Origin of the sequence: Leclercia sp. M50 (assembly GCF_037150775.1) — a bacterium.
Taxonomy (GTDB): domain Bacteria; phylum Pseudomonadota; class Gammaproteobacteria; order Enterobacterales; family Enterobacteriaceae; genus Enterobacter.
This window is the reverse complement of record NZ_JBBCPK010000020.1, coordinates 12,684-29,374: the sequence shown is the minus strand read 5'-3', so window position 1 is coordinate 29,374 and position 16,691 is coordinate 12,684. Positions and strand designations below refer to the sequence as shown.

18 protein-coding genes and 1 riboswitch are annotated in these 16,691 nt (G+C 59.3%); of the genes, 6 read left to right on the top strand and 12 right to left on the bottom strand.

Annotated features, from left to right (window positions below; translation table 11 throughout):
• Positions 1-103 precede the first annotated feature (103 nt).
• The gene (locus WFM46_RS07150) at positions 104-1,210 is read left to right on the top strand and encodes an ABC transporter permease (protein WP_103178774.1); all 1,107 of its coding nucleotides are present in this window, start codon (positions 104-106) and stop codon (positions 1,208-1,210) included.
• Here the strand turns inward: WFM46_RS07150 and WFM46_RS07145 are convergent.
• Positions 1,172-1,582 carry a YbhQ family protein gene (locus WFM46_RS07145; RefSeq protein ID WP_114315572.1) on the bottom strand — a complete coding sequence of 137 codons (411 nt, stop codon included), beginning with the start codon at positions 1,580-1,582 and terminating at the stop codon, positions 1,172-1,174. The two genes, WFM46_RS07150 and WFM46_RS07145, sit on opposite strands and share 39 nt — an antisense overlap.
• 132 nt (positions 1,583-1,714) lie before the next feature.
• Here WFM46_RS07145 and WFM46_RS07140 point away from each other — a divergent pair, with 132 nt between their 5' ends.
• The 3 genes from WFM46_RS07140 to WFM46_RS07130 are packed head-to-tail and all read left to right on the top strand — an operon-like array spanning position 1,715 to position 4,676.
• Positions 1,715-2,476: an endonuclease/exonuclease/phosphatase family protein gene (locus tag WFM46_RS07140; protein ID WP_103178772.1), complete on the top strand. Its 762-nt coding sequence runs from the start codon at positions 1,715-1,717 to the stop codon at positions 2,474-2,476.
• The gene (clsB, locus tag WFM46_RS07135; protein ID WP_336997321.1) at positions 2,473-3,714 is read left to right on the top strand and encodes a cardiolipin synthase ClsB; all 1,242 of its coding nucleotides are present in this window, start codon (positions 2,473-2,475) and stop codon (positions 3,712-3,714) included. The genes WFM46_RS07140 and clsB overlap by 4 nt, the downstream gene beginning before the upstream one ends.
• The gene (locus WFM46_RS07130; RefSeq protein WP_336997320.1) at positions 3,714-4,676 is read left to right on the top strand and encodes a YbhN family protein; all 963 of its coding nucleotides are present in this window, start codon (positions 3,714-3,716) and stop codon (positions 4,674-4,676) included. The genes clsB and WFM46_RS07130 overlap by 1 nt, the downstream gene beginning before the upstream one ends.
• Before the next feature lie 84 nt (positions 4,677-4,760).
• Here the strand turns inward: WFM46_RS07130 and WFM46_RS07125 are convergent, their stop codons facing one another.
• The 6 genes from WFM46_RS07125 to moaA all read right to left on the bottom strand — a co-directional run bounded on the left by WFM46_RS07125 (position 4,761) and on the right by moaA (position 8,230).
• On the bottom strand, positions 4,761-5,468 hold the full coding sequence (locus WFM46_RS07125) for a Bax inhibitor-1/YccA family protein (RefSeq protein WP_336997319.1): 708 nt from the start codon (positions 5,466-5,468) through the stop codon (positions 4,761-4,763).
• Positions 5,469-5,526: 58 nt separating this feature from the next.
• Positions 5,527-5,979 (bottom strand): molybdopterin synthase catalytic subunit MoaE, encoded by a 453-nt coding sequence (gene moaE, locus WFM46_RS07120; protein ID WP_336997318.1) that lies wholly within the window; start codon positions 5,977-5,979, stop codon positions 5,527-5,529.
• Between the two features lies 1 nt (position 5,980).
• Entirely contained in the window at positions 5,981-6,226 is a 246-nt protein-coding gene (gene moaD / locus WFM46_RS07115; protein ID WP_103178767.1) for a molybdopterin synthase sulfur carrier subunit, read from the bottom strand.
• Positions 6,219-6,704 carry a cyclic pyranopterin monophosphate synthase MoaC gene (moaC, locus tag WFM46_RS07110; RefSeq protein WP_336997317.1) on the bottom strand — a complete coding sequence of 162 codons (486 nt, stop codon included), beginning with the start codon at positions 6,702-6,704 and terminating at the stop codon, positions 6,219-6,221. The genes moaD and moaC overlap by 8 nt, the downstream gene beginning before the upstream one ends.
• A gap of 3 nt (positions 6,705-6,707) precedes the next feature.
• A complete protein-coding gene (moaB, locus tag WFM46_RS07105; protein ID WP_336997316.1) occupies positions 6,708-7,220 on the bottom strand; it encodes a molybdenum cofactor biosynthesis protein B in 513 nt (170 codons plus the stop codon).
• A 20-nt stretch (positions 7,221-7,240) separates the two neighbouring features.
• Complete coding sequence (gene moaA / locus WFM46_RS07100) at positions 7,241-8,230, bottom strand: GTP 3',8-cyclase MoaA (RefSeq protein ID WP_114387623.1); 990 nt, start codon at positions 8,228-8,230, stop codon at positions 7,241-7,243.
• A riboswitch (molybdenum cofactor riboswitch) is annotated at positions 8,218-8,352 on the bottom strand. It overlaps the preceding gene by 13 nt.
• A gap of 225 nt (positions 8,353-8,577) precedes the next feature.
• On the opposite strand from moaA, the gene yvcK reads away from it, so the two are divergent.
• Positions 8,578-9,486, top strand: coding sequence for a uridine diphosphate-N-acetylglucosamine-binding protein YvcK (gene yvcK / locus WFM46_RS07095; RefSeq protein WP_336997315.1), 909 nt, complete (start codon positions 8,578-8,580; stop codon positions 9,484-9,486).
• A 92-nt stretch (positions 9,487-9,578) separates the two neighbouring features.
• On the opposite strand, the gene uvrB is transcribed toward yvcK, so the two are convergent.
• Positions 9,579-11,594 carry an excinuclease ABC subunit UvrB gene (gene uvrB / locus WFM46_RS07090; protein WP_103178762.1) on the bottom strand — a complete coding sequence of 672 codons (2,016 nt, stop codon included), beginning with the start codon at positions 11,592-11,594 and terminating at the stop codon, positions 9,579-9,581.
• Positions 11,595-12,339: 745 nt separating this feature from the next.
• On the opposite strand from uvrB, the gene WFM46_RS07085 reads away from it, so the two are divergent.
• Positions 12,340-13,044, top strand: coding sequence for an ABC transporter ATP-binding protein (locus tag WFM46_RS07085; RefSeq protein WP_103178761.1), 705 nt, complete (start codon positions 12,340-12,342; stop codon positions 13,042-13,044).
• Here WFM46_RS07085 and bioD read toward each other — a convergent pair.
• The 4 genes from bioD to bioB are packed head-to-tail and all read right to left on the bottom strand — an operon-like array spanning position 13,004 to position 16,634.
• Complete coding sequence (gene bioD, locus WFM46_RS07080) at positions 13,004-13,708, bottom strand: dethiobiotin synthase (protein WP_168192008.1); 705 nt, start codon at positions 13,706-13,708, stop codon at positions 13,004-13,006. The genes WFM46_RS07085 and bioD overlap by 41 nt on opposite strands.
• Entirely contained in the window at positions 13,701-14,456 is a 756-nt protein-coding gene (bioC, locus tag WFM46_RS07075; RefSeq protein WP_336997314.1) for a malonyl-ACP O-methyltransferase BioC, read from the bottom strand. Before bioC ends, bioD begins: the two co-directional genes overlap by 8 nt.
• Complete coding sequence (bioF, locus tag WFM46_RS07070) at positions 14,440-15,597, bottom strand: 8-amino-7-oxononanoate synthase (protein WP_336997313.1); 1,158 nt, start codon at positions 15,595-15,597, stop codon at positions 14,440-14,442. The genes bioC and bioF overlap by 17 nt, the downstream gene beginning before the upstream one ends.
• Positions 15,594-16,634: a biotin synthase BioB gene (gene bioB, locus WFM46_RS07065; RefSeq protein ID WP_180210439.1), complete on the bottom strand. Its 1,041-nt coding sequence runs from the start codon at positions 16,632-16,634 to the stop codon at positions 15,594-15,596. Before bioB ends, bioF begins: the two co-directional genes overlap by 4 nt.
• Between the last annotated feature and the right edge of the window lie 57 nt (positions 16,635-16,691).

The following is a 16,691-nucleotide window of genomic DNA, read 5'->3' as shown; positions in this document are numbered from 1 at the left end:
GTGCATCGATTGTGCCCGGTGGCGCTACCTTACCGGGCCTACAAGGCCCGTTGATTTTGTAGGTCGGGTAAGCGATAGCGCCACCCGACGAGAGGACGACACTATGTTTTACCGTTTATGGACATTGATTCGCAAAGAGCTGCAATCCCTGCTGCGCGAGCCGCAGACCCGGGCGATATTGATTCTGCCGGTGCTGATCCAGGTGCTGCTCTTCCCCTGGGCGGCCACCCTGGAGGTGACCAACGCCACAATCGCTGTCTATAACGAAGATAACGGCAAACATTCGGTGGAGCTGACCCAGCGTTTCGCCCGCGCCAAAGCCTTTACCCATGTGCTGATCCTGAAGAGCCCACAGGAGATCCAGCCCACCATCGATACGCAAAAGGCGCTGCTGCTGGTGCGCTTCCCGGCCGATTTTTCCCGTAACCTCGACACCCTGCAAACTGCCCCTATGCAGCTCATCCTCGACGGGCGTAACTCCAACAGCGCGCAAATCGCCGCCAACTACCTGCAACAGGTGGTGAAGGATTACCAGCAGGAGCTGATGGCGGGCAAACCGAAACCGAACAACAGCGAGCTGGTGGTGCGCAACTGGTATAACCCGAACCTCGACTACAAATGGTTTGTGGTACCGTCTCTGATCGCCATGATCACCACCATTGGGGTGATGATCGTCACCTCCCTGTCGGTGGCCCGGGAGCGCGAACAGGGCACCTTCGATCAGTTGGTGGTCTCCCCGCTGGCGACCTGGCAAATCTTTGTCGGTAAGGCGGTCCCGGCGCTGATTGTCGCCACTTTCCAGGCCAGTATTGTGCTGGCGATTGGCATCTGGGCCTATCACATCCCGTTTGCCGGATCGCTTCTGCTCTTTTACTTCACAATGGTGATTTACGGGCTGTCGCTGGTGGGGTTTGGTCTGCTGATCTCGGCGCTCTGCTCGACCCAGCAGCAGGCGTTTATCGGGGTGTTCGTCTTTATGATGCCCGCCATTTTGCTCTCGGGCTACGTCTCGCCGGTGGAGAACATGCCAGTCTGGCTGCAGAACTTAACCTGGGTGAATCCGATCCGGCACTTCACCGATATCACCAAGCAGATCTATCTCAAGGATGCGAGTCTGGATATTGTCTGGGGGAGTTTGTGGCCGCTACTGGTGATAGCGGCCGTGACGGGTTCAGTGGCGTACGCGATGTTCAGGCGGAATATCGCGTAGCTTTTTGTCTTTGGTTAACAGGGAAACGATCGCGGGCCCTGCAAGGATAGCCAGCCCTGCGACAGCCAGCAAAAAGTTGTTTTGCAGCACGCGGGACAACAGCCACAGCACAATCAGTGCCGCGCCAAAATACCAGGTGGTGGTGAGCTCTTCGAGCACATCCGCCACTTCGCGCCAGCGCGCTTCATGATGACGCTGTAAAAAGAGCATCAACAGGACAGTCACGCCGTACAGCACGCATAATCCTAAGCCGACCCGCACCAGGGTACCGCTCATCCAGGCCATCACCAGCACGGCCACCACCAATAAATGCAACATAATCTGCCAGCAACTCAGGCCGGTTGCGACGCGTATGCGTTGTTGCCACTTCATGGCACTCTCCTGAAGGATTTTACTCTGCCTGTTCAGACTATCGCACTTTACGGAAAATTCCGTAACACAGCACCTTTTTGTGACGACGACTACACTTTATTTTCATCAGGATAGTGACGCGGGAAGGAGTGTATGGCCCAACAAACCCGGCATTTTTCGCTTAAAGTGTTAACAATCAATATTCATAAAGGATTCGCGGCTTTTAACCGCCGTTTCATTCTGCCCGAACTGCGTGACGCTGTACGCACCGTCAGCGCGGATATCGTCTGCCTGCAGGAGGTGATGGGCGCGCATGAAGTTCATCCTTTGCATGTGGAAAACTGGCCCGATACCAGCCACTACGAATTTCTCGCCGACACCATGTGGAGCGACTACGCTTACGGGCGTAATGCCGTCTATCCCGAGGGGCATCACGGCAATGCCATTCTCTCCCGCTACCCTATCGAACACTATGAAAATCACGATGTCTCGGTGGGCGAGAGTGAAAAACGTGGGCTGCTTTACTGCCGTGTCGCGATCCCGGAGCTGAGCAGATCGCTCCATGTGGCCTCGGTCCACCTTGGCCTGCGCGAAGCGCACCGCCAGGCGCAGCTGCAGATGATGACCGAGTGGGTCAACGGCCTGCCGGAAGGCGAACCGGTGGTGGTCGCCGGAGATTTTAACGACTGGCGCCAGCGCGCCAACCATCCGCTGAAAACGGGGGCCGGGTTAGAAGAAATCTTCACCCTCGCCCACGGCAGGCCCGCCCGTACCTTCCCGGTGAGATTCCCGCTGCTGCGTCTGGACAGGATTTACGTCAAAAACGCTCACGCCAGCAGCCCCACCGCGCTGGCCCTGAGCAACTGGCGTCACCTTTCCGACCATGCGCCGTTAAGTGCGGAGATTCATCTATGAAATGTTCATGGCAAAGCGGCAACCGGATAAAGCTGCTGGAAAATGGCGATCAATATTACCCGGCGGTATTTGCCGCCATCGAGAAAGCGCAAAGCCGGGTACTGCTTGAAACCTTTATCTGGTTTGAAGACAACGTGGGGCGAAAACTGCATTCGGTGATCCTGCGGGCGGCCCAGCGCGGGGTGCATATCGAAGTGCTGCTGGACGGCTACGGCCCCCCCGACCTCAGCGATGAATTCGTGGGGGAACTCACCTCAGCAGGGGTGGTATTCCGCTACTACGATCCACGCCCGCCTCTGCTGGGTATGCGTACCAACATCTTCCGCCGCATGCACCGTAAAATTGTGGTGGTGGACGATCAGGTGGCCTTTGTGGGCGGGATTAACTATTCCGCGGAACATATGTCGGACTACGGTCCTGAAGCCAAACAGGATTATGCCGTTCAGGTGGAAGGCCCGGTGGTACAGGATATTTTGCAGTTTGTCGTGGAAAATCTCCCCGGCAAAGCCGCAGTGCGTCGCTGGTGGAAGCGGCGTCATCGCGCCGAAGAGAATACCAAACCGGGCGAAGCGCAGGCGCTGTTTGTCTGGCGCGATAACGAAGAGCACCGGGACGATATTGAGCGGCACTATCTGAAGATGCTGACCAACGCCCGTCGGGAGGTGATTATCGCCAACGCCTACTTCTTCCCTGGGTATCGCCTGCTGCACGCCATGCGTAACGCAGCCCGGCGCGGCGTGCGGGTTAAGCTGATTGTGCAGGGCGAGCCGGATATGCCCATTGTGACCGTGGGCGCCCGCCTGCTCTACAACTATCTGGTGAAAGGCGGCGTCGAGATTTACGAATACCGCCGTCGCCCGCTGCACGGCAAGGTCGCGCTGATGGACGATCACTGGGTAACTGTCGGCTCCAGCAACCTCGATCCCCTTAGCCTGTCGCTGAATCTGGAGGCCAACCTGATTATTCACGATCGCGAGTTTAACCAGACCCTGCGTGACAATCTCACCGCCATCATCGCCGAGGATTGCGTCCGGGTGGATGAGTCGATGGTGCCGAAACGCACCTGGTGGAATCTGGGCAAAAGCGTGGTGGTGTTCCACTTCCTGCGCCATTTCCCGGCGCTGGTCGGCTGGTTGCCTGCGGATACGCCTAAACTGGCGCAGGTCCCCCCGCCGGTACAACCCGAGATGGAGACTCAGGATCGCGTTGAGGCGAGCAACACGGGGGTAAAACCCTGATGAGCAAAAAACATTCGCGCTGGCGTCTGGCAAAAAAGATCCTCACCTGGGTATTTTTTATAGCCGTTGCAGTGCTGCTGGTCATTTACGCCAAAAAGGTCGACTGGGGCGAGGTGTGGAAGGTCATCCGCGACTACGACCGTGTATCGCTGATGGGCGCCGTGGCGCTGGTGATACTGAGCTTCCTGCTGTATGGCTGTTACGACCTGCTGGGGCGAGTCTACTGCGGGCATAAGCTGGCCAAGCGCCAGGTCATGCTGGTGTCGTTTATCTGCTACGCCTTTAACCTGACCCTGAGCACCTGGGTGGGCGGCATCGGCATGCGCTACCGCCTTTACTCCCGCCTGGGGCTACCCAGCAGCACCATCACCCGTATCTTCTCCCTGAGTATTACCACCAACTGGCTGGGTTACGTCCTGCTGGGCGGGGTAATCTTCACCGCGGGCGTGGTGCAGTTGCCCGCTCACTGGTATATCGATCAGTCGACGCTGCGCATTATTGGCATCGTGCTGCTGCTGGTGATTGGGTTCTATCTGTGGGCCTGCGCGTTCGCTAAGCGGCGCCATGTAACCATCAAAAATCAAAAGCTGGTGCTCCCCTCCTGGCGCTTTGCCCTGGCGCAGATGGGCATTTCCGCCGCCAACTGGATGGCGATGGGGGCCATTATCTGGCTGCTGATGGGTGAAGATATCAACTACTTCTTTGTGCTGGGCGTGCTGCTGGTGAGCAGTATCGCCGGGGTGATTGTCCATATCCCGGCCGGGATTGGGGTGCTGGAAGCGGTGTTTATCGCCCTGTTAGCGGGGGAACATGTCTCTCACGGTACCATCATCGCCGCCCTGCTGGCCTATCGTATGCTCTACTATTTCCTGCCTCTGGGGCTGGCGACGGTCTGTTATCTGGTGCTGGAGAGCCGGGCGAAGAAGTTGCGGGCCAAAAACGAACAACAGATGGCGAAGTAGTGGCGGGACTGGCCGGGTGGCGCTGCGCTTACCCGGCCTACGGTGTTGTAGGCCCGGCAAGCACAGCGCCGCCGGGCATATTACTTAACGACGGTTGCCGAAGATGCGCAGCAGCATCAGGAACAGGTTGATGAAGTCCAGATAGAGCGTCAGCGCCCCCAGAATGGAGTATTTACGCAGATTAGAGATGTCGCGCACGTCAATCTGCTCGCCAATGTTTTTCAGCTTCTGGGTGTCATACGCCGTCAGCCCGACAAAGACAATCACCCCGATATAGGTCACCGCCCACATCAGCGCTTCACTCTTCAGCCAGAAGTTCACCAGCGACGCCAGCACGATACCAATCAGCGCCATAAACAGCATGTTGCCAAAGCCGCTCAGGTCGCGTTTGGTGGTGTAGCCGTAGAGACTCATCGCGCCAAACATCCCGCCGGCCACCACAAAGGTGCTGGCGATGGAGGAGTAGGTGTAGACGAGGAAAATACTGGAGAGCGTCAGGCCGGTCAGCGCCGAATAGAGCATAAACAGCGTGGTGGCCATCCCTGCGCTGAGCTTATGCACCAGCCCGGAGAGGACAAACACCAGCGCCAGCTGGGCGATGATCAGGCCAAAGAAGGTGATTTTGCTGGAGAAGACAAACATCATCACCGCAGGGGTATTGGCGGAAAACCACGCGACAAACGCGGTGAGCAGCAGGCCGCAGGTCATCCAGCCATAGACCTGGGCCATATAGGTTTGCAGCCCGGTACGGCTCTGCTGCACGATGGAATCGGAACGGGGAAATCTGTCCATAACATACTCCTTTTTAAGTGGACACACTGTTAAAGCCTAACACATCCCGGCAATCCGGCTACCAGCGGTTGGCGGCTTCCTTGTCGCTGTCGCGGGACTCGACCCAGCGATCGCCCTCCGGGGTCGCTTCGCGCTTCCAGAACGGGGCGCGGGTTTTCAGGTAATCCATAATAAACTCACCCGCCGCAAAGGCGCTGCCGCGATGGGCGCTGGTGACGCCGACAAAGACGATCTCCTCCCCCGGCCACATCTCACCGATGCGGTGGATCACGGTGATGCGACCGAGCGGCCAGCGCTGACGCGCCTGTTCAACGATCTCCGCCAGCGCTTTTTCCGTCATGCCGGGATAGTGCTCAAGGGTCAGCGCTTTTACGCTGTCGCCGAGATTATGGTTACGCACCTTGCCGGTGAAGGTTACCACCGCGCCATCTTCGTCACGCTCAGCAAGCCAGTTATACTCCGTGCCGACGTTAAAACGCGCCTGTTCGACCAGGATTTTGGTGTCACTCATCTCAGCCCCCGGTCACCGGTGGGAAGAAGGCCACCTCATCGCCCGGTTTGACCGGATGCGTGAACTCCACCAGCGTCTGGTTTACCGCCGCCAGCAGTTTGCTCGCGTCCAGCGCCAGCGCCCAGCGGTCGCTTTGCGCCGCCAGATGCGCCCGCAGCGCTTCGACGTTTTCCACCTCTATATCCAGCGTCAGGCTGTCGGTATTCACCAGCTCGCGCACCTGCGCAAAAAACAGTACTTTAATCATGCTCTTGTGCCCTGAAATCACCCGATTTCCCCCCGCTTTTCGCCAGCAGGCGAACCGGACCGATAACCATGTCTTTCTGTACCGCTTTGCACATGTCATAGATGGTTAATGCCGCCACGGAGGCGGCAGTTAAGGCTTCCATCTCCACGCCGGTTTTCCCGGTCAGGCGGCACAATGATTCGATGCGCACCCGGTTCTGCTCCGGTTCGGCCCGCAGGTTGACCTCCACTTTGCTGAGCATCAGCGGATGGCACAGCGGGATAAGATCCCAGGTGCGTTTGGCGGCCTGAATGCCGGCGATCCGCGCCGTAGCGAAGACGTCCCCTTTGTGGTGGCTGCCGTCGATAATCATCGCCAGCGTCTCCGGGAGCATGGTAACGAACGCTTCCGCGCGGGCTTCACGCACGGTTTCGGCCTTGGCGGAGACATCCACCATATGGGCTTCGCCCGCGGCGTTAATGTGGGTCAGTTGCGACATAGCTTATTTCTTCAGGTGTGGATGGAAATTACACGGACGCGTGCGGGCATCCAGCTGCGGGGCGATAATGTTTTCCCACGCGGTGCGGCACGCTTTGGTGGAACCTGGCATGGCAAAAATCACCGTGTTGTTGGCGATCCCTGCAACAGCGCGCGACTGTAGGGTCGAGGTGCCAATCTCTTCAAACGAGAGCATGCGGAACACCTCGCCGAAGCCTTCGATCTCGCGATCGAAAAGCGGCAGCAGCGCTTCCGGGGCCTGATCGCCTGCGGTAAAACCGGTGCCGCCGGTGATCAGCACCACCTGGACGTTATCGCTGGCGATCCAGCGCGACACTTCCGCGCGAATGGCGTAGCGGTTCTCTTTGAGGATGGCCTTGTCGACGATCTGATGCCCGGCCTCGTGGGCCGCATCGCGCAGCCAGTGGCCGGAGGTGTCATCCTCTTCGCCGCGGCGTTCAGAAACGGTAAGAATAGCAATACGCGTCGGGATAAATTCAGCGCTTACCTGACTCATCTTCTGGTTCCTTGTAGCGATTACCCGCCAATGTATGACAGGTTCTGGGTGATCCCGGTGTTGCCCTGATGCAGGAAGTGGGTCTGTTTTTTGTGCATCAGCGCCTCAGAAATGCGTGCTTCCAGCGCCGCCTGCTGCGCATCATCGGCCAGCAGATCGCGCAGGTCGACGCCGCCATCGCCAAACAGGCAGAGGTGCAGCTTGCCCACCGATGAGACGCGCAGGCGGTTACAGCTGGCACAGAAGTCTTTTTCATACGGCATGATAAGGCCAATCTCCCCTTCGTAGTCGGGGTGGCAAAAGACCTGCGCCGGGCCGTCGCTACGCTGGCGAAGCTGGTGGATCCAGCCGCGTTTGAGCAGTTCATCGCGCAATACCATGCCGGAGATGTGATGACGGGAGAAGAGGTCGCTGCCCTCGCCGGTTTCCATCAGCTCAATGAAGCGCAGCTGAATGCGGCGGGGCTTGATCCACGCCAGGAAGGTATCCAGCTGATGATGGTTCACATCGCGCATCAGCACGGTGTTGACCTTCACCTTGTCGAAGCCGGCCGCAAAGGCCGCGTCGATACCTTCCATCACCTGGTGGAATTTATCCTGTCCGGTGATGGCGTGAAACTGGCGGGCATCCAGGCTGTCGACGCTGACGTTGATGGCTGTCAGCCCCGCGTCGCGCCACTGCGCGACATCGCGCGCCAGACGATAGCCATTGGTGGTGACCGCAATCTGGCGGATGGCGTCGTTCTCACGCACCGCCGCGATAATATCGGTGAAGTCCCGGCGCAGCGAGGGTTCGCCGCCGGTAAGACGGACCTTCTCCGTTCCCATGGCGGCAAACGCGCGCGTGACGCGGCGCACTTCATCCACGGAGAGAAAGCCGTTATTGGTGACGCTGCCAGGCTTATAGCCATCCGGCAGGCAGTAGGTGCAACGGAAGTTGCACACATCGGTAATCGACAAACGCAGGTAAAAAAACTTACGCGCGAATGCATCGGTAAGTTGTGAAGCCATGTACACCTTTCCTGATACGGGAGGCACAGTCATTTCTTCCTGTACCCTGGTGGCAAAAGCGCCACGGCCAGAGCGCCATATCTGTCGACACAGGCGCAAAGGCTAGAGTGTATGTTTTCAATGATGAAAACGTGGTTATGTCGATAGTAGCGTGTTAAAGCGAGTTTCGCTATCGTCGACTTACGCTATATAAAAATGTATATAGCGAGCTAATCGTGCAATTTCGGTTCAGAATACGTCATTATCACATTTTTGCATTGATATACGTCATTTTGCGCGGGTCGCAGCATCGTCATTTAGGAGTAGTTGCGTTACTGTTTACATGTTGGTCTTAATAAGGAATTTTTATGCGCAATCGCACTTTTGCGGATCTTGACCGGGTGGTCGCTCTCGGCGGAGGCCATGGACTGGGCCGGGTCATGTCCTCCCTGTCATCGCTCGGCTCCCGCCTGACAGGGATCGTCACGACCACCGATAATGGCGGCTCAACCGGGCGCATCCGCCGCTCCGAAGGCGGTATCGCCTGGGGAGACATGCGCAACTGTTTAAATCAGCTTATCACGGAACCGAGCGTGGCTTCGGCCATGTTTGAGTATCGTTTTGCCGGTAATGGCGAGCTTTCCGGGCATAACCTTGGAAATCTGATGTTAAAGGCGCTGGATCACCTCAGCGTGCGGCCTCTGGAGGCGATCAATTTAATCCGCAACCTGCTTAAAGTGGACGCCTTTCTCATCCCCATGTCCGAGCTTCCGGTTGATTTGATGGCAATCGACTGCAACGACCATGAAGTGTATGGCGAAGTGAATATCGATCAGCTTGCCCTGCCCCCGAAAGAGCTGATGCTCTACCCCACTGTCCCGGCGACCCGCGAAGCGGTAGAAGCGATTGGTGAAGCGGATCTGATCCTCATCGGCCCCGGCAGTTTTTACACCAGCCTGATGCCGCTCCTGCTGATTAAAGAGCTGGCCCAGGCGCTGCGGCGCACGCCCGCCCCGGTGGTCTATATCGGCAATCTTGGTCGCGAACTCAGTCCGGCCGCCGCCGGGCTTTCGCTGGCCGCAAAGCTGGTGCTGATGGAGCAGTATGTCGGTAAAAAGATCGTCGATGCGGTAGTGGTCGGGCCGAAAGAGGATATCTCAGGTATGGAGGGCCGGGTGGTGGTGCAGGAGCCGCTCGAAGCAAGCGACATCAAGTACCGTCACGACCGGCATCTGCTCCGCGTGGCGCTGGAGAGAGCGATTCAGGCGTTGGGTTAGCTTGTGCGGCCTGTAATGCCCGGTGGCGCTTCGCTTACCGGGCCTACAGGCAGCGTGCCGCTGTTGAGCCGGTAAGCGCCACCGGGTACAAACTACGATGCGGCGATGAATAAATCCCGCAGCTGATGCAGCTGGTCGCGGATCTGCGCGGCCTCTTCGAACTCCAGGTTCTGTGCGTGCTGCATCATCTGCCCTTCCAGCTCGTGGATTTTCTGCTGCAGCGCTTTCGGCGTCAGTGCCACGGTATCGGCCTCAACCGGTGAGCGCGACTTGCCGCGACCCTTGGTTTTGGTTTTCGCGATATTCTGTCCAAGCTGCAGGATATCCACCACCTTCTTGTTGAGCCCCTGCGGAACGATCCCGTGCTCTTCGTTATAGCGCTGCTGCTTCTCGCGACGGCGTTCGGTTTCGCCGATCGCTTTCGCCATCGACGGGGTGATCTTATCCCCGTAGAGAATCGCTTTGCCGTTAACGTTTCGTGCCGCACGGCCAATGGTCTGGATCAGCGAGCGCTCGGAACGCAGGAAGCCCTCTTTATCGGCATCCAGAATCGCCACCAGCGACACTTCTGGCATATCCAGCCCCTCACGCAGCAGGTTGATCCCCACCAGCACGTCGAACTCGCCAAGACGCAGATCGCGGATAATCTCCATGCGCTCCACGGTGTCGATATCCGAGTGCAGATAGCGCACCTTCTCACCGTGCTCTTCGAGGTATTCGGTCAGGTCTTCCGCCATCCGCTTGGTCAGGGTCGTCACCAGCACACGCTCGTTAATAGCCGACCGGGCGCGGATCTCCGAGAGCAGGTCATCTACCTGGGTGGCCACCGGGCGTACTTCGATAATCGGGTCCAGCAGGCCGGTCGGACGCACCACCTGATCCACCACTTCGTCGCCCGACTTCTCCAGCTCGTAGTTACCTGGCGTAGCCGACACGTAGATGGTTTGCGGCGCCAGCGCCTCGAACTCTTCAAACTTCATCGGACGGTTATCCAGCGCCGACGGCAGACGGAAGCCGTACTCCACCAGCGTCTCTTTACGCGCCCGGTCGCCACGATACATCCCGCCAATCTGCGGAATGGTGACGTGGGATTCATCCACCACCAGCAGGCCATCCGCCGGCAGGTAGTCAAACAGGGTTGGCGGCGCTTCGCCCGGCCCACGGCCAGAGAGATAGCGCGAGTAGTTTTCGATACCGGAGCAGTAGCCCAGCTCGTTCATCATCTCGAGATCGAACTGGGTACGCTGGCTGATACGCTGCTCTTCCAGCAGCTTGTTATTTTCCAACAGCACCCTGCGGCGATCCGCCAGTTCAACCTTGATGTCCTCCATCGCCTGCACGATGCGCTCGCGCGGGGTGACGTAGTGGGTTTTCGGGTAGACCGTGAAGCGCTGAATGGTCGATTCCACATGGCCGGTCAGCGGGTCGAACAGCGACAGCCGCTCCACCTCTTCATCGAAAAGCTCGACGCGCAGCGCGAAGTCGTCCGACTCCGCCGGGAAGATGTCGATCACTTCGCCGCGCACGCGGAACGTGCCGCGCTGGAACGCCTGATCGTTACGGGTGTACTGCAGCTCGGCCAGGCGACGCAAAATGGCGCGCTGATCGATAATCATCCCCACGGTCAGGTGCAGCATCATCTTCAGGTAGAGATCCGGGTCGCCGAGGCCGTAGATGGCCGACACCGAGGCCACCACCACCACGTCACGGCGCTCAAGCAGCGCCTTGGTTGCGGAGAGACGCATCTGCTCGATATGCTCGTTCACCGAGGCATCTTTCTCGATAAAGGTGTCCGAGCTGGGAACGTAAGCTTCCGGCTGATAGTAGTCGTAGTACGACACGAAGTACTCCACCGCATTCTCCGGGAAGAACTCTTTCATCTCGCCGTAGAGCTGCGCCGCCAGGGTTTTGTTCGGGGCGAGCACCATTGTCGGGCGCTGGAGATCGGCGATCACGTTGGCAACGGTGAAGGTTTTACCCGACCCGGTCACCCCCAGCAGCGTCTGGTGCGCGAGTCCATCCTCCAGCCCCTCTTTCAGACGGCGAATCGCTTCAGGCTGATCGCCGGAAGGACGGAAAGCGGAATTCAGTTTGAACGGTTTACTCATGAACGGCGACCTGATGATGGTTAATACGGCAGGTGAGTAATTTTACTCCTGATGGCTATTTTTGCCAGTAAATTATACTGGACATAAACCCAGTGGCAACCGCGTCGTTTTGTGCCACCCTGGGTAAGAATCAAACGAAGCTGCACAAAATTTCGGCTGCGACGGGATAAAATTCCATCAACGCACGGTTATCCCCAGAACTTTTTATTTTTTAACATTTGTCAAGGCGAGACGCCGGACTTAAGCGCATTATCGTGACCGTTTAATGACAACGATTGATTTTATTTAACGCATTGATTTAATTTAATATTTTCAAAAAGACGCGTTTCGCAGCAATTCAGGCGCAGGCCGCGTATTCTCTCGCTTACCTCGCGTTTTCTAACTCTAATGCACATGGTTATCCACAGGAATAGTGGATAACTGCCTCCAGCCCATACGGAGCGTGACTCGGCTAATTCCCGGTTTTTACCCACAGCGCGACGGTAAAAATTTTTTATCGCCCAATTTTGGCGATCTGTTGCCAAAAATTGGATAACGAATTGACGAGATGCTGCTCACATTTTGTTCAAATAGTCGCTGCACCAGGCTCACCCTTTGGGGCACCGGGGCAGTGCACGCTTCCTGGCTACCTGCGCTGTTTACTGAGGGGATTCCGAAAAAACGGGGTTTAATCCTCCTTTTCAGGCCGATGGCAAGAGTCTTGCACTGTACCCGAGGTCATCGATGCCTGTTAAGGAGAAACACCATGTTGAGCCTGCGTGCCGTTAATCAGTATTACGGGGATCGCCACACCCTGTGGAACGTTGACCTTGATCTGCCGCCCGGCGTCTGTACCGGGGTTGTCGGACTGCCCGGAATGGGGAAAACCACCCTCGTAAACTGCATCGCCGGCCTGCTGCCTATTGCCAGCGGTACGATGGTCTGGCATGACGCCGGAGCCTCCCCTTGTGAGTGGCTTCCGGGCGCAGAAATTGGCTTTGTCCCACAGGAGAGGCGGATTTTTTCCCAGCTGACGGTAGAAGAGAACCTGCATATCGCGCGGATGGCAAAAGGGAGCGTGGGCGGGTCGGTGAGTAGCGAAATTTTTGAGTTCTTTCCGGAGCTTTACCCGCTACGTCAGCAGCGGGCGTCAGGACTGAACGACGACCAGCAGTACCAGCTGGCACTGGCGAACGCGCTGGTCACCCGCCCTCGCCTGCTGATCCTTGACGAGCCCAGCCGTGGCGCCAGCCCGCTGTTTAGCATCAGGCTGGCGCAGCTGCTACTCAGGTTTAACCGCGAACTGGGGCTAACGGTGCTGCTTGCCGAGCAGCACCTGTCGCTGATCCGCCGGGTAGCGGAGCGCTTCTGCCTGCTTTACCGCGGGCGAAACGTGGCCCAGGGCCGCGTCAGCGAGCTGGATGACCCGCTTATTGCCCACTGGATGGGGCCGACGGCGCCAGTGCGCTGAGAGAGAGATAACGCCCGATATCCGCCGTGTCGGCCTGCTCGCCAAGCCATGGGATTTCGCCCAGCAGCGGTGCAGGCAGTACGCGTTTCAGCGTTGCCATGTATTCGCCATGACGTTTGCCGGGGGCCACCACCCCATTGGCTATCCAGCCTGCAACATGCAGCCCCGCCTGGCGGATCGCCTGGGCGGTCAGCATGGCGTGGTTGATGCAGCCCAGCTTCACCCCCACCACCAGGATCACCGGCAGGCGCTCGGCGATCGCCCAGTCGGCGAAGGTCTGCTCCGGGGAGAGCGGCGTAAACCAGCCGCCCGCCCCTTCCACCAGCACCCAGTCGGCCTGGCTTTCCAGCGCGCGTAGCCCGGCTGAAAGCGCACTGAACTCGATGGGTCGTTGCTCTTCCGCGCTGACGATATGCGGCGAGGTGGGCTCCGCGAAGGTGTAAGGGTTCACCGCCTGATAGCTGAGCGCCACGCTGCTGTTGCGCTGTAGCGCCAGCGCATCGCTGTTACGCAGCCCTTCCGCGGTCATTTCGCTGCCCGAGGCCACGGGCTTATACCCGGCGGTGTTGCGGCCCAGCGCACGTGCCGCCTGTAGCAGGGCGGTGCTGGCGACGGTTTTTCCGACCTCGGTGTCGGTGCCGGTGACAAAATAGCGTTCAGTCACGTTCGATAATCCCATGAAAAAGTTGATAAGAGAGCGGGTATTTGCCATCACGCTGCGGCCAGGCCTGCGCCAGATCCTGCAGCTGTCCCCGGGTTAAGGGCCTGGCGGCCCGCCCGGCGTGCAGATGGGTGGCGCCGATCCCCTTCAGGGAGTGCATGGCGCTGAGCGCATCGTCAAAGTGCAGCGTGATGGTCTGGATCGCACAGCGGTGCCGCCAGCCATCGAGGGCATCGTTTACCTCTTCCCGGCTCAGAAAGCGGTTGGTGTGCGGCTGCGTATCTACCGCCTGCCAGGCCTGCTTCAGCTCCGGCAGGGAGCCGTTCAGCAGCGTGGTAAAGGCCACCCTGCCTCCGGGCTTCGCCACGCGACAGAGCTCCGTCAGCGCCTGCGGCAGGCTGGCGCACCACTGCACCGCCAGATGGCTCCAGACCAGGCTGAACTGCGCATCCGCCAGCGGAATGGCTTCGATATCCGCCTGCAGATAGTGGTCGGCCGCCCGGTTGCGGCGCGCTTCCTCCAGCATCGGGGCGCTGAGATCCATCGCCGTCACCACGCTGCCACTTCTGCGCCAGGCGAGGCTGTTGCTGCCCGGGCCACAGCCCGCGTCCAGCACGCTGGGGAAGGTGTTTTCTGCGAGCAGCGCCCGCAGCCCGTCAGCACTTTGCCGCTGGAGCGCGTCGTGGCGGGAATAGCTCTGCGCCGCCCGGCCAAAGGCGGCGGCAATGGCCTGTTTATTCACTTGCGACATGCAGCGCCTCCAGTAACGCGGTGATGTCTGCCGCTTCATGGGCCGCCGTCAGGGTCAGGCGTAAGCGCGCCGTGCCCGCCGGTACGGTGGGCGGACGAATGGCCGTCACCCAGATCCCCTTCTCTCTGAGGATCTGCGCCAGATGCAGGGCGCGCGCGTTTTCGCCCACAATCAGCGGCTGAATGGCGCTTTGCGAGGCGGTGATCTCAAGCGGAAGGCCGCTCACGCCTGCGCGGAACTGGCTGATAAGCGCCGAGAGCCGCTGCCGCCGCGCCTCCCCTTCGTCGCTGCGAATAAGGTTAAAGGCTGCCAGGAGCGCCACCGCCTGGGCAGGGGGCATGCTGGTGCTGTAGATGAGATGTCGGGCAAACTGCAACAGATAATCAGCCACCGGGTCGCTGCACAGTACCGCTGCGCCGCTGATGCCAACGCCTTTGCCAAACGTTACCACCAGCAGCTCGGGTTTGACGCCCAGATGTGCCGCACTGCCGCGCCCTTCTGGCCCGGTGACGCCAATGCCGTGGGCATCGTCCACCAGCAGCCAGCTGCCCTGACGCCGGGCCACAGCATGGATATCGACCAGCGGGGCGCTGTCGCCATCCATGCTGAAGATCCCCTCGGTCACCACCAGCTGCTGGCCCTCGCAGGGTTTATCCAGCAGCGAAGCGAGCTGAGCGGCATCGTTATGGGCGAAGCGCCGGAGCTGGGCCGGGCTGTGACTGGCCGCTTCCAGCAGGGAGGCGTGGCTTAAGCGGTCGGCCACAATGCGATCGTCCTTGCCGGTCAGGGCAGCAATCAGCGCCTGATTGGCAGCAAAGCCGGAGATAAACAGCAGCGCCCGGGGGTAGCCGAGCCAGTCGGCGAGCTGCTCCTCCAGCGCCTGATGCGCGCGGGTATAGCCGCTGACGTGGCCGGAGCCGCCACTGCCCACGCCATACTGCTCCGCCCCCTGTTGCCAGGCGCGGATAAGGGCCGGATGCTGGCTCAGGCCGAGATAGTCGTTGCTGGAGAAATTAGAGTAGCGCCGCTGGTCGCAGGTGAGAAAACGGCCTGCGCCGTTCTCCACCGGGGTGCGCACGCGCAGCGCCTCTGCCGCCCGACGGGCGTCGAGGGCGGCATCAATACGTTGCTGCCAGGTCATAGCGTCGCCGCGTTATAGAACTGGTCGGTATCGGCGTTGAAGAGCTGCTGTTCCAGCTGGAGCTGCTGTTCGTTATCGCCGGTGAGAACCGCGGTCTGCTGCGGATTAAGCCCCAGCTTGCGGAACAGCTGGACATCTTTGTCCTCTTCCGGGTTCGGGGTGGTGAGCAGTTTGCAGCCGTAGAAGATAGAGTTGGCCCCGGCCATAAAGCACATCGCCTGGGTCTGCTCGTTCATCTGCTCGCGGCCCGCCGAGAGGCGCACATAAGAGGTTGGCATCATCACCCGCGCCACCGCAATGGTGCGGATGAAATCAAAGGCGTCAACGTCGTCGTTATCGGCCAGCGGAGTGCCCTTCACCTTCACCAGCATGTTGATCGGCACGCTTTCCGGCGGGGTCGGCAGGTTCGCCAACTGCAACAGCAGACCGGCGCGATCGGTGACCGTTTCGCCCAGCCCCACGATGCCGCCCGAGCAGACCTTAATGCCCGCCTCACGCACTTTATCCAGCGTGTCCAGCCGCTCCTGGTAGGTACGGGTGGTGATGATATTGCCGTAGAACTCCGGGGAGGTGTCGAGGTTGTGGTTGTAATAATCGAGCCCCGCCGAGGCCAGGCGCTGCGCCTGGCTGTCATCCAGTGTGCCGAGGGTCATGCAGGCCTCCAGCCCCATCGCCTTAACGCCCTGTACCATCTGTTCGAGGTAAGGCATGTCGCGCTCGTGCGGGTTTTTCCACGCCGCGCCCATGCAGAAGCGGGTCGACCCGGCGTTTTTCGCCTGACGCGCCGACTCCAGCACCTGCTCCACCTCCATCAGCCGCTCGGATTCGAGGCCGGTTTTGTAGCGCGCACTTTGCGGGCAGTATTTACAGTCTTCCGGGCAGGCGCCGGTCTTGATCGACAGCAGCGTACTGACCTGAATCTGCTGCGGATCGAAATGCTGACGGTGGATCTGCTGCGCTTCAAACAGCAGTTCAAGAAGGGGTTTTTCAAATAATGCAGTGACTTGCGACATTGTCCAGCGAGTCTGGTGAGCCATGGGGCATCTCCAAAGGGGTTTAGTTCAGCGTGGTTTCGGTTTATGCTTGTAAACCTA